16 protein-coding genes are annotated in these 15759 nt (G+C 45.7%); 9 read left to right on the top strand and 7 right to left on the bottom strand.

The window, feature by feature from the left end; genetic code table 11:
* Positions 1-24: 24 nt before the first annotated feature.
* On the bottom strand, positions 25-2280 hold the full coding sequence (gene clpA, locus AC0VXX_RS06960) for an ATP-dependent Clp protease ATP-binding subunit ClpA (RefSeq protein WP_475516499.1): 2256 nt from the start codon (positions 2278-2280) through the stop codon (positions 25-27).
* Positions 2281-2314: 34 nt separating this feature from the next.
* Positions 2315-2623 (bottom strand): ATP-dependent Clp protease adapter ClpS, encoded by a 309-nt coding sequence (gene clpS / locus AC0VXX_RS06955; RefSeq protein ID WP_475516498.1) that lies wholly within the window; start codon positions 2621-2623, stop codon positions 2315-2317.
* Between the two features lie 245 nt (positions 2624-2868).
* Here clpS and cspD point away from each other — a divergent pair, with 245 nt between their 5' ends.
* The gene (gene cspD / locus AC0VXX_RS06950; protein ID WP_028764803.1) at positions 2869-3075 is read left to right on the top strand and encodes a cold shock domain-containing protein CspD; all 207 of its coding nucleotides are present in this window, start codon (positions 2869-2871) and stop codon (positions 3073-3075) included.
* Positions 3076-3185: 110 nt separating this feature from the next.
* Here the strand turns inward: cspD and AC0VXX_RS06945 are convergent, their stop codons facing one another.
* On the bottom strand, positions 3186-5405 hold the full coding sequence (locus AC0VXX_RS06945; protein ID WP_475516497.1) for an NADP-dependent isocitrate dehydrogenase: 2220 nt from the start codon (positions 5403-5405) through the stop codon (positions 3186-3188).
* 313 nt (positions 5406-5718) lie between these two features.
* On the opposite strand from AC0VXX_RS06945, the gene AC0VXX_RS06940 reads away from it, so the two are divergent.
* The 6 genes from AC0VXX_RS06940 (at position 5719) to AC0VXX_RS06915 (ending at position 11515) form a co-directional block, all read left to right on the top strand.
* Positions 5719-6444 carry an rRNA large subunit pseudouridine synthase E gene (locus AC0VXX_RS06940; protein ID WP_475516496.1) on the top strand — a complete coding sequence of 242 codons (726 nt, stop codon included), beginning with the start codon at positions 5719-5721 and terminating at the stop codon, positions 6442-6444.
* A 34-nt stretch (positions 6445-6478) separates the two neighbouring features.
* Positions 6479-6928, top strand: a complete 450-nt coding sequence (locus AC0VXX_RS06935) for an NUDIX hydrolase (protein WP_475516495.1) — start codon at positions 6479-6481, stop codon at positions 6926-6928.
* Between the two features lie 179 nt (positions 6929-7107).
* Positions 7108-8223 (top strand): tRNA 2-thiouridine(34) synthase MnmA, encoded by a 1116-nt coding sequence (gene mnmA / locus AC0VXX_RS06930; protein ID WP_475516494.1) that lies wholly within the window; start codon positions 7108-7110, stop codon positions 8221-8223.
* Between the two features lie 3 nt (positions 8224-8226).
* Positions 8227-8844: a high frequency lysogenization protein HflD gene (gene hflD / locus AC0VXX_RS06925; protein WP_475516493.1), complete on the top strand. Its 618-nt coding sequence runs from the start codon at positions 8227-8229 to the stop codon at positions 8842-8844.
* Positions 8845-8876: 32 nt separating this feature from the next.
* A complete protein-coding gene (gene purB / locus AC0VXX_RS06920; protein WP_475516492.1) occupies positions 8877-10247 on the top strand; it encodes an adenylosuccinate lyase in 1371 nt (456 codons plus the stop codon).
* Between the two features lie 140 nt (positions 10248-10387).
* The gene (locus AC0VXX_RS06915; protein ID WP_475516491.1) at positions 10388-11515 is read left to right on the top strand and encodes a ribosomal protein uL16 3-hydroxylase; all 1128 of its coding nucleotides are present in this window, start codon (positions 10388-10390) and stop codon (positions 11513-11515) included.
* A 91-nt stretch (positions 11516-11606) separates the two neighbouring features.
* On the opposite strand, the gene AC0VXX_RS06910 is transcribed toward AC0VXX_RS06915, so the two are convergent.
* Complete coding sequence (locus AC0VXX_RS06910; RefSeq protein WP_475516490.1) at positions 11607-12056, bottom strand: DUF4826 family protein; 450 nt, start codon at positions 12054-12056, stop codon at positions 11607-11609.
* Positions 12057-12376: 320 nt separating this feature from the next.
* Here AC0VXX_RS06910 and AC0VXX_RS06905 point away from each other — a divergent pair, with 320 nt between their 5' ends.
* Both AC0VXX_RS06905 and AC0VXX_RS06900 read left to right on the top strand, forming a co-directional pair.
* Positions 12377-13414 (top strand): Glu/Leu/Phe/Val dehydrogenase dimerization domain-containing protein, encoded by a 1038-nt coding sequence (locus AC0VXX_RS06905; protein WP_475516489.1) that lies wholly within the window; start codon positions 12377-12379, stop codon positions 13412-13414.
* A gap of 309 nt (positions 13415-13723) precedes the next feature.
* Positions 13724-14068 carry a hypothetical protein gene (locus AC0VXX_RS06900; protein ID WP_475516488.1) on the top strand — a complete coding sequence of 115 codons (345 nt, stop codon included), beginning with the start codon at positions 13724-13726 and terminating at the stop codon, positions 14066-14068.
* A gap of 172 nt (positions 14069-14240) precedes the next feature.
* Here the strand turns inward: AC0VXX_RS06900 and AC0VXX_RS06895 are convergent, their stop codons facing one another.
* The 3 genes from AC0VXX_RS06895 to AC0VXX_RS06885 form a co-directional block, all read right to left on the bottom strand.
* On the bottom strand, positions 14241-14672 hold the full coding sequence (locus AC0VXX_RS06895) for a PliI family lysozyme inhibitor of I-type lysozyme (protein ID WP_475516487.1): 432 nt from the start codon (positions 14670-14672) through the stop codon (positions 14241-14243).
* Positions 14673-14729: 57 nt separating this feature from the next.
* The gene (locus AC0VXX_RS06890; RefSeq protein ID WP_475516486.1) at positions 14730-15158 is read right to left on the bottom strand and encodes a MarR family winged helix-turn-helix transcriptional regulator; all 429 of its coding nucleotides are present in this window, start codon (positions 15156-15158) and stop codon (positions 14730-14732) included.
* Between the two features lie 142 nt (positions 15159-15300).
* The gene (locus AC0VXX_RS06885) at positions 15301-15750 is read right to left on the bottom strand and encodes a DUF1285 domain-containing protein (protein WP_475516485.1); all 450 of its coding nucleotides are present in this window, start codon (positions 15748-15750) and stop codon (positions 15301-15303) included.
* Positions 15751-15759 lie beyond the last annotated feature (9 nt).

The following is a 15759-nucleotide window of genomic DNA, read 5'->3' as shown; positions in this document are numbered from 1 at the left end:
TTTTTAATGGATGGTTAATCCACTTTAGTGTGTCACTTTTTCAAGTCGCTCAACCTTGATAGTCAACTTATCACCATCAACATCCACGCGAGCAGTACCGCCCTTCTCTAGCTGGCCGAATAAGATTTCATCGGCAAGTGGCCGCTTGATCAGCTCTGTAACGACACGCGCCATTGGGCGAGCCCCCATCGATTTATCATAGCCTTTTTCAGCGAGCAAGGTTCTGGCTTCATCGCTCACTTCCAGTGTGACAGCTTTGTCGTCTAACTGGGCTTGCAGTTCGACCAAGAACTTATCAACCACTTTAGCGATAACCGTCATGTCTAAATGATTAAACCAAATAATCTCATCTAAGCGGTTTCTAAACTCAGGCGAGAACACCCGGTTGATTTCTGACAGTGCATCTTGACTATGATCTTGTTGCTTAAAGCCAATGGATTTACGCACCGTCTCCTGCACACCGGCGTTAGTGGTCATCACCAAGGTCACATGCCTAAAGTCGGCTTTGCGGCCATTATTATCGGTTAGGGTGCCGTGATCCATCACCTGTAACAGCAAGTTATACACATCAGGATGTGCTTTTTCTATCTCATCAAGCAAAACTACGCAGTGAGGGTTTTTAATCACAGCATCAGTTAACAAGCCGCCTTGATCATAGCCCACGTACCCTGGAGGCGCACCGATGAGGCGCGACACTGTGTGGCTTTCCATGTATTCAGACATATCAAAGCGCACTAAGTTAAGCCCTAAACATGCCGCGAGTTGACTGGTCACCTCGGTTTTGCCCACCCCCGTCGGGCCGGCAAATAAGAAGCTACCAACTGGTTTGCCTTCGCCGCTAAGGCCACTTCGAGACAGGCGGATAGCAGCACTCAGGGCTTCAATGGCCTTGTCTTGACCAAACACCACCATCTTCAGGTTGCGTTCAAGGTTCTTGAGCATATCCTTGTCTGTGGCCGATACGGATTTCTCTGGAATACGTGCAATTTTAGCGATAATCGCCTCAATCTCACTTTGACCTATGGTTTTTTTACGTTTGCTGGCAGGCAACATCGCCATTCTGGCGCCCGCTTCATCGATCACATCAATGGCTTTATCGGGTAGGTGCCTGTCGTTAATGTGCTTATCAGACAAACGCGCCGCCACACTCAGCGCCGCTAAGGTATAGCGCACCCCATGATGCTCTTCATATTTAGACTTAAGCCCTTGCAAAATCTTAGTGGTTTCTGCCACTGAAGGCTCATTAATATCCACTTTTTGGAAACGTCTGGCCAGCGCGCGATCTTTCTCAAAAATACTCTGATATTCTTGAAACGTGGTTGATCCCATGCAGCGTAAGTTACCGCTCGAGAGTAGAGGTTTAAGTAAGTTAGAGGCATCCATCACGCCGCCTGATGCAGCGCCGGCACCTATGATGGTATGAATTTCATCGATAAACAAAATCGCATGTTCATCTTGCGTCAGCTCTTTTAGTAACCCTTTAAATCGCTTCTCGAAATCGCCTCGATATTTTGTACCCGCCAGCAGCGCGCCTAAATCGAGCGAGTATACCGTCGCATTAGCCATCACCTCAGGCACCTGCTTATTGACGATACGGTAGGCTAACCCTTCAGCTATCGCCGTTTTACCTACGCCTGCCTCGCCGACCAATAACGGGTTGTTTTTGCGGCGACGACATAAAATCTGAATCGAACGTTCTATCTCTTCGGTACGCCCAATCAGCGGATCGATATTACCTTTGCGTGCTTCTTCGTTAAGGTTGGCGGTAAATTGCGTTAACTTACTGCGCTCTTCAGCCTCCGCGTGTTCTTCAGCCTGCTCAGGTTCTTGTGCGCTGCCCATATCATCTCTACCCACTCCATGAGAGATGTAATTAACCACATCTAAGCGGGTAACTTCGCTGTTGCGCAGTAGATAAACGGCTTGTGACTCTTGCTCACTAAAGATGGCCACCAGCACATTGGCACCTGTGACTTCATTGCGACCAGATGATTGCACATGAAACACCGCACGTTGCAGTACGCGTTGAAAACCGAGTGTAGGTTGAGTTTCTCGCTCATCTGCAGGATCGGAGATGACCGGCGTGGTTTGTTCAATGAAGCTAGACACCTCTTCTCTGAGTTTATCGAGGTTGGCGCCACAGGCCAGTAAAGCCTCTTGTGCAGCCGGATTATCGATTAAAGCCAGTAGCAGATGCTCTACGGTCATATACTCGTGACGTGCGTCTCTGGCTTGTTGAAACGCCAAGTTCAGTGTCACCTCAAGATCTTTATTTAGCATAAGCACCCCCTAAATTAATCACACACTTCGAGATTCAGGCTTTCTCTAATGAACACAGTAACGGATGTTGGTTTTGTCTTGCAAACTGATTTACTTGTGCAACCTTAGTTTCTGCAATACCAAACGGAAAAATGCCACATATTCCCTTACCTTGATGATGTATCGCTAACATGATATCTGTGGCTTCTTGTTCGTTTTTTCTAAAAAAGAGTTGTAATACCTCAATCACAAAATCCATTGGGGTGTAATCATCATTATTTAAAATCACTTTATACATTGAAGGCGGTTTGATCTCAGCTTCGACACGCTCTTCAATGTGTTCGATATTTCCTGCTTTACCCATCTTTAAATATTAGCCTCTAGTTTTGGCTTCTACCAAATGTTGATATTTTACTTTCAATCACCTTAACAGTCATCCGACCAATAACCCAGTTGATCGCAGTTTTTTAGCCAATTGTTGCTTTATTGTTAATTTAACCTTGACATCCGCTTTTACTGGTTACATTCTGTTCATTGAGCGGTGAATTCTCCCCGCATCATTAGTTTTACTATCTTACTGGTCAGTAAACAACAGAAGGAAGTGGAAGTATGGCAAACGGAACTGTTAAATGGTTCAACAACGCCAAAGGATTCGGGTTTATCTGCCCTGAAGCTGGTGGTGAAGACGTTTTCGCACACTATTCTACCATCGAAATGGAAGGCTATCGAACTCTAAAAGCAGGCCAACCAGTCCAATTCGAGGTCGAACAAGGGCCAAAAGGGATGCACGCATCGGCGATATCACCGACTAAATAAGCGGTTGATAAAAACAAAAAAGGCAGGAATATCCTGCCTTTTTTATTGGCCAATTTGGGCGACAAAAAGGGAAGCCGACAGGCTACCCTTCGATCACCACTGTGACCGTCTTAGCTTAATAAACTATTTAAAGTCGCACTTGGGCGCATAGCGGCCTCGGCTTTGGCCGCATCTAAGCGGTAATAGCCGCCTAAATCCACTGGCGCGCCTTGAGCCGCATTTAACTCGGCAACAATTTTAGCTTCATTGTCGCTTAATGCTTGAGCCAATGGAGTAAAGTAAGCCTTAATTTCAGCATCGTTATCTTGAGTTGCTAACGCCTTAGCCCAATACAGCGCAAGATAGAAATGGCTGCCACGGTTATCTAACTCACCAACACGGCGTGAAGGCGAGCGATTTTCATCTAAGAATTGACCGATAGCAATATCGAGTGCATCGGCTAACACTTGCGCCTTAGGGTTATTGTAGTTCTGGCTTAAGTGCTCTAATGATGCAGCTAATGCCAAAAACTCGCCTAATGAATCCCAGCGCAGATGACCCTCTTTTTCGACCTGTTGCACATGCTTAGGTGCACTACCACCCGCGCCCGTTTCAAACAGTCCACCGCCGCTCATTAACGGTACGATAGACAACATTTTAGCACTGGTGCCAAGTTCTAAAATGGGGAACAGATCGGTGAGGTAATCACGCAGTACGTTACCCGTCACCGAGATGGTATCTAGGCCAGCTTTAATACGTTTGAGTGAAAAACGGGTCGCTTCAACCGGCGACATAATGTGGATCTCAAGCCCATCGGTATCATGCTCTGCAAGATATTTGCTCACCTTAGCAATAAGCTGCGCATCATGGGCACGCTCTGCGTCCAACCAAAATACCGCTGGCGTCGCTGATAAACGGGCACGATTAACAGCCAGTTTCACCCAATCGCGAATAGGCGCATCTTTAACCTGACACATTCTCCACACATCACCAGCTTCAACTGTGTGCGCCAGTAATACATGACCGTCGGTATCAACCACCTTAACCACACCATCAGCTTGGATTTCGAAAGTTTTATCGTGGCTACCATACTCTTCAGCTTTTTGAGCCATCAAGCCAACATTCGGGACACTGCCCATAGTGGTAGGATCGAATGCGCCATGTTCTTTACAAAACTGAATGGTTTCTTGATATACACCAGCGTAACAACGATCTGGGATCAGCGCCTTGGTATCTTTAAGCTTGCCATCGGGGCCCCACATTTGGCCTGATGAACGAATAGCGGCAGGCATAGAGGCATCGATAATCACATCACTTGGCACATGTAAGTTAGTGATACCACGATCAGAATCAACCATAGCCAATGCTGGACGCTGGGCATAAATTGCGGCAATATCTGCCTCTATTTCAGCTTGTTTTTCAGCTGGGAGTGTCGCGATTTTGGCATACACATCACCAAAACCGTTATTCACATCAACCCCAATCTCTTCAAACAGCTCACCGTATTTAGCAAACAGCTCTTTGTAGTAAACCTTGACGGCATGACCGAATAAAATCGGATCAGACACTTTCATCATGGTGGCTTTAAGGTGCAAAGATAGAAGTACGTCCTCTTCTTTTGCCGCCTCAATTTCACGTTCAAGGTAAGTTACCAGTGCTTTCTTGTTCATGGTTGACGCATCAACCACTTCACCGGCCTGTAACGCTAAACCTGACTTAAGAACCTTGTGCGAGCCATCGGCACCTTCAAACACGATATCCACAGAAGTGGCAGCTTCAAGGGTCACTGATTGTTCTGTACCATAAAAATCGCCCCCCCCCATATGAGCAACGTGTGACTTAGAGTCACGGCTCCATGCGCCCATTGAATGAGGATTTTTCTTGGCATAATTTTTAACTGATGTGGGTGCGCGGCGATCTGAATTGCCTTCACGTAGCACAGGGTTTACGGCACTACCCTTAATCTTGTCGTAGCGGGTTTTGATTTCAACTTCGGTGTCATTTTTAGGTTCATCAGGATAATTAGGTAAAGCGTAGCCTTTATCTTGTAGCTCTTTGATACAGGCTTTTAACTGCGGGATCGAGGCACTGATGTTAGGCAATTTAATGATATTGGCTTCAGGCTTAGTGGCTAATTCACCCAACTCTGCTAATGCATCGGGTATCTGTTGCTCAGGCGTCAAATAATCAGGAAAATTAGCAATGATACGGCCAGATAATGATATATCACGGGTTTCAACACCGACACCCGCCGCAGCGGTAAAGTTTTTGATAATAGGTAGTAGAGATAAGGTGGCTAACGCCGGGGCTTCATCGGTCTCGGTATAGATAATCGTTGGATTGTCGTTCATTTTGTGTCCTACGTTTTGGTAAAATAAAGCGTTAATGAATCAAGTGACTGTTCTATTTTTCTATTTTTTCTCATATGACGAGAGTCAAACTCGTCAGGAATACACAGATAACCTAGGTGGAGGAGTCAATCAACTTAACCGCTTAAACCCCAATGGAGCATGGGCTTTCGCAGCAAGCCGAGTCAATGCAACACCACTCGCGCCAACCTCTCAAAAAGCACCTACGTTTTGCTATCGATCACATTTTAATGGCCGACATCATAAATCATTCACCACAATATTCAAATTCCACTAATGGCGAATGCACAGTACAATGTCACGAATCGAATACACTACGCCAGAAGTTTTCCTTGTGAGTTCATCAAAGCCAGTAAAAGCCAAACCTTATTCTCGTCGCGGCCAATCCGCGCCATCGCCAACCCAGATGGCAACGGGTAAAACAGCGGCTACCTCAAAATTTAAAAGAGCAAAAAAAACCAGTAAGCCGCGGGCAGAAAACCCAGTTATCGTACTGTTTAATAAGCCATTTGACGTATTGTGCCAGTTTACAGATGAGCAAGGCCGCCAAACCCTCAAAGATTTTATTCCCATAAAAGAGGTTTACGCCGCAGGTCGATTAGATAGAGACAGTGAAGGGCTATTGCTACTGACCAATGACGGCCAACTGCAGGCGAGCATCACCGAGCCTAAAAAGCAAACTTACAAAACCTATTGGGTGCAAGTAGAAGGCGCCCCTACCGCAGAGGCATTACAAGCACTGCGTCAAGGGGTGGAATTAAAAGATGGCTTAACCCTACCCGCTAAGGTAGAGGTTATGACTGCGCCTGATGTCTGGCCTCGGCATCCCCCCATTAGAGAGCGGCAAAACATCCCGACGACCTGGCTCAGCATTGAGATCTGCGAGGGGCGTAATCGGCAAGTCAGGCGCATGACTGCCCATGTAGGCTTCCCGACACTCAGATTAATTCGTTATAAAATAGGCCAATGGAGCCTAGATGGGATTGCTAACGGTGAATATAAAATACTGCCACAAACCTAAACCTAAGTCTGTTGATAGCCACTAAAGGACTGCAATGCATCGCTATAAACCTAATGTCACCGTTGCCTGCATCATAAAGTGCAAGGATAAGTATTTGATGGTCGAAGAGTCTATCGATGGCCAGCTGCGTTACAACCAACCGGCTGGCCACCTTGAAGCTCATGAAAGCCTGCTCGAAGCTTGCCAACGAGAGGTACAAGAAGAAACCGGGCTCAGTATTACCCCGCAATCTTTAATTGGGGTTTATCAATTGCAGGCAAATCCTGAACTCGCCTTCCTGCGTTTTACTTATTTCTGCCAACTCGATAGCCAACGTACGCCACATCCACAAGATAGCGCCATCAACCGCGCCTTATGGCTTAGCCTCGCAGAGATCCAAGCCCTTAGTCACCAGCTGCGTAGCCCATTAGTACTCCAATGTATTGAAGATCAGCTACAGGGAAAACAATTTTCGACTGACGTGGTTAATTGTCAGTTTCTCTAGTTAGCTACCACGCATAATGCGTGATAGAATATGCCCCCGCATATACGGCGTTAAGCGTGCGTTGGTGGCTCCTGATCTGTTATTTATCAAGATGCAGTTGAGCGCAACGACACTCGGCAGCAGAGCTGCATTAACTGTGGCGCCGTAGCAACACTATTTTTAAACGGTTTTTAGGATCTATGGCACTAATCGAACCCAATCCAAACGCAAAAAAAGTCATCGTCGGCATGTCTGGTGGTGTTGATTCATCTGTTTCAGCTTATTTGCTGCTTAAACAGGGCTATCAAGTTGAAGGCCTGTTTATGAAAAACTGGGAAGAGGACGATACCGACGAGTATTGCGCCGCCGCCGATGACCTAAAAGATGCACAAGCTGTATGCGATAAGCTGGGCATCACCCTGCATACGGTCAACTTTGCCGCAGAATACTGGGACAATGTATTTGAGTACTTTTTAGCCGAATACAAGGCTGGCCGTACTCCAAACCCAGATATCATGTGCAATAAAGAGATTAAATTCAAAGCGTTTTTAGAATTCGCCGATGAAATTTTAGACGCCGACTATATCGCCATGGGCCATTATGTGCGCCGCAGCGATGCCTCTGGCCAAAGCCAAATGCTACGTGGTGTCGACAGCAATAAAGATCAAAGCTACTTCCTCTATACCTTAAGCCATGAGCAAATTGCTCGCTCGCTGTTCCCAGTCGGTGAACTGCAAAAAAGTGAAGTACGCGAAATAGCTAAAGAGATGGGGCTTATCACCCATGATAAAAAAGACAGCACTGGTATCTGCTTTATCGGCGAGCGCAAATTTACCGACTTCTTGCAAACCTTCCTACCTGCACAGCCCGGTAAAATCGAGACAGCTGAAGGTGAAGTGATTGGCGAGCACCAAGGCTTGATGTACCACACCTTAGGCCAGCGTAAAGGCTTGGGCATTGGCGGCATGAAAAACAGTGGCGACGCCCCTTGGTATGTGGTTGATAAAGATCTCGAGCGTAATGTGTTAATTGTCGGTCAAGGCGGTCAACACCCAAGATTGATGTCGGTTGGCTTCTATGCCGATCAGCTGCATTGGGTTGACAGAAAAGGCCCACAAGATGGTGCCAAGATCACCGTCAAAACCCGCTATCGTCAGCGCGACGTAGCTTGCACCCTCACCTATGAAGGTGAAGATCGCATTAAAGTGATTTTTGATGAACCCGTTGCCGCAGTTACCCCGGGACAGTCGGCCGTATTTTATGACGGTGAAGTCTGCCTCGGCGGCGGTATCATAGATTCGTTAATAAGAGAGTAAAACGTGAGTGAGCCTATTTTCGATCGGACCATGGCTTTTGCCGGCATTTTGCAAGCCATTTCGCTAGTTCAGCGAGTGGCTCGCCATGGTCAAGCAGACAATGACGCCATCGCGGCCAGCCTTAATAGTATTTTGGTCACGAATCCTGACAGCACTAGCGAGGTCTATGCCGATAAAGTGGCTCTCGACCAAGGCTATCAGTTGATCCTCAATCAACTGGGTGATGACAAGCAAAAAGATGTCGAGATCACCCGTTATTTAATCGGAATTTTGGCCCTTGAGCGCAAACTGGCACGCTCATCGAATGCCATGGGCATGCTGGCTGAGCGCATTAATCAGGTGCACCGCCAGCTACACCACTTCTCGATAACAGACGATCAAGTGATTGGTAACTTTGCCGGTATTTATAGCGATATTATCAGTGATTTGGGGCCAAAAATTCAGATCTCCGGCAATCCTGAGTTTCTGAAACAGCCACTCGTTCAGCAAAAAATTCGTGCCCTGCTGCTCGCCGCCATTCGCAGCGCAGTATTATGGCGCCAACTAGGAGGCAAGCGCAGACACCTTGTCTTCTCACGTAAAGCAATAGTTGATACAGCAAAGAAAAGCCTCACCCTATAAATAATAAGCTAAGTTCATTAAAGGAGCTTCTAATGGAACTTTCCGCACTAACTGCTATCTCTCCGGTAGACGGTCGTTATGGTAGTAAAACCGCCTCATTACGAGGGATTTTCAGCGAGTACGGCCTGACCAAATACCGTGTTCAAGTCGAAATAAACTGGCTAAAGCTGCTTTCTAGCTGTCCAGAAATTGAAGAAGTTCCACCTTTTAGCGAAGCGGCATTAGCACTGCTCGATCAAATCAAAGATAACTTCAGTGAAGAGGACGCCCTGCGTGTCAAGGCCATTGAAGCCACCACCAACCATGACGTCAAAGCGGTTGAGTACTTTATCAAAGAGAAAATCGCCGATAACGCCGAATTAGTCGCTATCGATGAGTTTGTACACTTTGCCTGTACCTCTGAAGATATTAACAATCTGTCTCATGGTTTAATGTTAACCGATGCTCGCGAGCAGGTGCTTGTACCATACTGTCAGCAAATCGTTGATAGCATCAAAAAGCTAGCAACTGAATATCGCTCAGTCCCATTGATGTCACGTACCCACGGTCAACCTGCGTCACCTTCGACTCTGGGTAAAGAGATGGCTAACGTTGCCGTACGTCTTGAACGCCAACTTAAACAAATTCAAGCTGTTGAGATCATGGGTAAAATCAATGGTGCTGTGGGTAACTATAACGCCCACCTATCGGCTTACCCCGAAGTGGATTGGCACACGCTGTCACAGCGCTTTGTGACCAGCCTTGGCCTTAACTGGAACCCATACACCACCCAGATTGAGCCACACGATTATATCGCTGAACTGTTCGATGCTGTTGCACGTTTCAACACGGTACTGATTGACTTTGACCGCGACATTTGGGGTTACATTGCCTTAGGTCACTTTAAGCAAAAAACCATTGCTGGCGAAATTGGTTCATCAACCATGCCGCATAAAGTTAACCCTATCGACTTTGAAAACTCAGAGGGTAACTTAGGTATTGCTAATGCAATTATGCAGCACTTAGCAGCAAAACTACCGGTATCAAGATGGCAACGTGATCTGACGGACTCTACGGTTCTGCGTAACCTAGGTGTCGGCATGGCGCATGCGCTGATTGCTTACCAAGCAACCTTAAAAGGGATCAGCAAGCTTGAAGTTAACGAAACGCACCTGCGTGACGAGCTTAATCAAAACTGGGAAGTACTAGCAGAGCCAGTACAAACCGTGATGCGTCGCTACGGTATCGAAAAGCCATATGAAAAGCTCAAAGAGCTAACCCGTGGTAAACGTATCGATGGCGAGCAGCTTGCACAATTTATCGATAATCTCGAGCTACCAGCAGAAGTTAAAGTTGAGCTGAAAAAAATGACGCCAGCTAACTACATTGGCCGCGCCGAAGCCTTTGTCGACGAACTAAAGTAAGCGACTAACATTAGCGTTTATAAAGGCGGTAGGCTAATGCTTACCGCCTTTATTGTTTTAAGCCCTTTCGATGCCAAATAGTCGCTATACTGCACTGTTATTGAATAGGCTTTTTTGACTCTAACTAAGGTTATCACGCCATGTATACTCTCAATTTCGACCTGCAAGATTTTCTTAACCACTACTGGCAGAAACAACCATTAGTGATTAAAGCTGCCTTTAAAGATTTTAACGATCCTATTTCGGCTGATGAGCTGGCTGGACTGGCCTGTGAAGAGGAGATTGCCTCTCGTATTATTTTAACTAAACCCGATAATTGGGAAATCATCCAAGGCCCTATCGAAGATTACGCCCCCTTTGGCGAAGATAACTGGCAGTTGTTAGTACAAGCGGTTAACCATTGGTATCCAGACGCACAGCCGTTAGTCGAGGCATTTCGATTCATTCCAGACTGGCGCTTTGATGACTTAATGGTGTCATTTGCCACCCCAGGTGGTGGCGTTGGCCCACATATTGATAATTATGATGTGTTCTTATTGCAGGGCGAAGGCAAGCGTCGCTGGAAAGTGGGCCCGCAAGGCACTTATTCCCCCAGAGGTGGCGATACTCATACGGCACTTATCGATGATTTTGAGCCCATGATTGATGTGGTTCTCGAAGCGGGAGATATGCTCTATATTCCACCTGGTTTTCCGCATCGTGGAGAAACGCTTGAAACCGCACTGAGTTACTCTATCGGTTTTCGTGCCCCAAGCCAGCAAGAGTTAATCAGTGGTATTGCCGATCATCTTATCGACACCAATAGTGGTAATAAACGCTTTACCTCGAACCAAGAGCCTAACAGCCCAGGATTATTGCCCGCAGCACAACAAACTCAAATGCTGGCACTGTTAACCGAACTCTTAGCCCAACCAGAGCATTATCAACAAGTACTAGGACAGCTGCTGAGCCAAAATCGCTTTGAATTGGATATATGTGAACCCGATGGCCAGCACACTAGTGATGAGCTGATCGAAGCCTTACAAGATGGCGCTGAGATCCAGCGCATCGGTGGGCTAAAAGTGATCCGTGTAGAAGATGATAGCCAGGCAAGGTTATTCATTAATGGTGAGATCTATCGATTCGATAACATCGAACTTAGCACCCTTGATGACCTAGCCAACCAGTTTAGCTTTGATAGTGACACCGCATTAGCCTTATGTAAGCAAGCTGCTGTAGCCGATTATTTTATCTGGTTACTGGATCAGGGTTACGCTTATCTCGCCTAGTCGGCACGAATAAGGCCCGATATGCTCGCTACAAAAAAGCCGTTTCCCTTTATTAAGGTAAACGGCTTTTTATCGCTTGGCGTTTAAAACGCTATGCACCTTGCCATAACTTTTCATCATTATGGATCTGATACAGACTCTCAGCACGGGAGATCAATAGCTGAGCAAACTTAGCTTGAGTTGGATCTTTTGTCGCACCTGAATTTTTCAAGTTTTCGGCTTTTAACTGCCATATCATTGAAAAGTGCCGAATCGCATCACGCGCAGATGCCGCCACCTTCACATCCACATAATCTGATGGTAAATCGCCTGACATAACCCAAAAAGTTTGTGGCTTAGGTTGCTTAGATTCCATCTTCCACACCGCTAAATAAGGCGCTAAATAGCGACTTTCTGCGGCAATCACCTTACTGGGTATCACCCCTTTTTCGGCTAAAAAACGGTTGGCTTTTTGAAAATGTTCCCTGATCCATTGCTGAGTAAGCGCTTCTCGCTCTTGGTCACTCAAAGGTTGAGTTTGATCGACTGCTTGTTCCGTCATACTGCTTCCTATTGTTGTTATAATTATGGCGTCATTATCCGCGCATCGACTATCTACACCTACGGGCTAAAACCTATAGCCATAAGCGATAACCAAAAATGTTGTCAGTCATTATCGTCATTTTGATGACAAAATAACCACCAAGCTTACGTTAACGTAAGGTGGAAAGCTAAATTGCCAACTATATCACGATAATTACACATCTTTGCTTTGTTGAGAGTATCGCTAAATGTTATCGTTCTGCAATAAATATAACAAGCCGTCGAAGTCGCCTATTTTTGCAGCTCGGCGTTTTAATTCCCAAGTGGAGAACACCTAAAGTGGCAGTATTCAATCATATCTCATTTGACGATCATGAACAGGTCGTATTTTGTCATGACAAAGAAAGTGGCTTACGCGCCATTATTGCAATTCATAACACTAATCTGGGCCCTGCTGTCGGTGGCTGTAGGATGTGGAATTATGAGTCAGACGATGAAGCCCTAACTGACGTTTTGCGTCTATCACGCGGTATGACTTATAAAAATGCATTGGCAGGATTAGCCATGGGTGGCGGTAAAGCGGTTATCATCGCCGATCCAAAAATGGAAAACCGTGAAGCCCTTTTCAGAGCCTTTGGTCGTTGTGTTCACAGCTTAGGCGGCAAATACTACTCGGCTGAAGATGTCGGTGTATCGACGGCTGATATTATGATTGCCCATCAGGAAACGCCTTTTGTGGCTGGCCTAGAAGGTCAAAGTGGCGATCCATCGCCTCACACGGCGCTAGGCACCTATTTAGGCATTAAAGCTGCGGTTAAGCATCAACGTGGTATCGACAGCCTTAAAGGGCTTAAAATTGCAGTACAAGGCGTTGGACACGTTGGCTATTACCTGTGTCGTCACCTGCATCAAGAAGGCGCTGAGCTTATCGTTACCGACATTCATCAGTCATCATTAGATAAAGTGGCCACTGAATTTGGTGCAACGGTTGTGGCTCCGCAAGATATCTATCACCAAGATGTCGATGTTTATGCCCCATGTGCACTTGGTGCAACCATTAACGACACCACTATCCCGTTGTTAAAAGCCAGCATCGTTGCCGGTTGTGCCAATAACCAACTTGCAGAAGCGCGCCATGGCGAGAAGTTGAAAGAGTTAGGTATTCTCTACGCACCTGATTATGTCATTAACGCAGGTGGCATCATCAACGTATCGTTTGAGAAAGATTACGATCAGGTACAGTCGACCGCTAAAGTGGAAGAGATTTACAACACCCTACTTAAGGTATTTGAGTTATCTGATGCGCAAAATCGTACCACCGCAGACGTGGCTGACGAACTGGCGCGCGCGATTATCAATGGTAATAACGTTAGCTAGCCTTATGCTAACCTCTTACTCATCTGAGTAAGACCACAATAGTATTGTCATTAAGCCACCGCTCATGTCGGTGGCTTTTTTTAGCATTTATGCCCCCCACCTTAATAGCTGCAATTGCGCTTACATGGTTTTTGAGATTGAAATCCCCCTCTCTCATGACATTCACTTAGCCAAAATACCATTGCACAAAATTTATGTTTGCCAGCAAAGAGATAAGCTTTATCCACCGAATATTCATATTAGCGTACTGGAAAATGTCATATTCCTCTGCTTGAATTAGAAGCTCATTATTAGTGTCGGGAGACCACTATGATCAGTTTCAAATACGACTTTACTCAAGATGTAGTGGAGTTACAGGCCAGCGATTGGTGTGGTCTTGAACAGGTATTTGTTAACGGTAAACGTGTGTCTCGCAAACTTAATTTTGGCCCCAAAAGCGAACACCAAATCAAATTACACGATGGCAAACCCTGTAAGTTTCAACTTTTTATTGACCCAAATAGCGAGCAGATGATCTGCCGCATCTACAAACACAATCGACTCATCACCAGTATCAAGCAAGGAAAACAGAACTTGCTACAAAGTCGACAACTGCTGCACGGTCTGGTATTTTTCAGTGCCGTTTGTAGTCTAGGGATGTTACTGCTGGTATAAGGCGTACACTCTTGATTTGCTCTGAATGGGCACACTAAATGGATAAATTAAATTTACAGGCCAAGTTATTCAATAAAACCCACCGCGATTTAACGACAACGCCGTAGTTAATAATTGATGGTAAACAATTGGTTTATGATGGCTGATTCTGTATGTCGAATCAGCCAGCGATTTAGCACAATGATAACTGTTCACCATTCACACACACATACTGGCGTGTTTGGTAATCACCACTGCCAGCAGTTACCATGGTCACCGCCAGTTTTTGTTGCTGACGGCCATCTTCAATCAAGAGTGAATTAAGCACACTGCCATCTCGGGCAAATGAGACTGAGGTGACAAAATCTCCTACCTCAAGGTTGCGGTACAAGGCAACATTAACACTGCCAATAGAGCGAGGCTCTAACGCACCTTCGGCGACCACCAAGCTATAGCCATTAGCCAGAGAGAATGACTTGGCGTAGGCTGTAGAAATAGAGATATCAGATACCTGCGGTTGTGCATCTTGCATTGGCTGAGGTGCTGACATATTGCTGTTGGTACTAACCGAGCAGCCTGACATAACAATAACCGACAAGACAATAAGCGGCAATTTGGTACGCATAACCATTATCCTCGATGAATTAATAGGTAAATAGACGTAAACAAGAGTTGTTCGCTTTTAAGTGCGCTCTTGTGGAAGATGGTTAATTTTATTCAATAAATGAATAAACTGTGCCGACTCTGCCTCACTTAAATTAGCTAAGAAGCGCTCATTTATCCATTCAGCTTCACGCGTTAAATCTTGTTCTAATGCTTTAGCACTGTCGGTAAGAAATATTTGAAACGCACGGCGATTATCGGCTTCTTGATGGCGGGTGATTAAGCCTTGTACCTGCAGCTGATCGAGCAGTCGAGTCATGGTGTAATTGGCAACATCACAGCGTTTTGACAGCTCAGTCTGAGTGATACCCTCTTCTTGCCATAAGGCAAACAGTACCGGCCAGAGTTTGATCTCTAAATCATAGCGTTTAAGCCGCTCATCGAGCGCCTTTTGTAGACTGATATTAAGGTGAGATACCAAGTATCCCAAACTTTCATAATGTTTCAATCAGCACCTCCCACCTCAACAGTCTTTTATTAATACTACCACTTGGCTTTAAAGAAACTAGCTTTAGGCACAACTAAATAAGTAAGTAAAACCATTCGCGTTATCAAATAATCACTTAGCTAGCTTGCATAGAGCAGGTTCTTTAACCTAACTCAGTATCATCGACTAGAAACTGTTCAATAAAGCGGTAATAACAAGCCCGTCCCAGTTTTGCCGATAAGCCTTTGGGGAGTAATACGAAGATATCTTGTGCTTGGATCTCAAAGCAATGGCGACTGTCGAGCATAAAATGGGTATCTATCGAGGTGGTGACTTGCAGTCGACCCGCCTCAATCTCTTGATAATCAACAATCAGTAGTGGATAAGCCTCAACCTCGACACGCACTTTTTCCACCGGCGTTATTAAAAAATAATCGCCATCAATCCGCTGTAAGATGCTGCTAAATAAACGACTAAACTTATCTGGTAATAAGCCTTGCTGATAAAACCACTCACCTTGGGCATTGATAAAAAACAGCGGTGTTTCATCGCACAAGCTCACGCCCTGAGTCAGCTGGTGCAATTGGCTATCCGCTGCATTAATATCACTCATGACTAAATA

The sequence above is a fragment of the Shewanella sp. QJM3NY_23 genome (genome assembly GCF_056173105.1).
The sequence above is the reverse complement of the archived record's forward strand: the minus strand, read 5'-3'. Positions and strand labels throughout refer to the sequence as shown.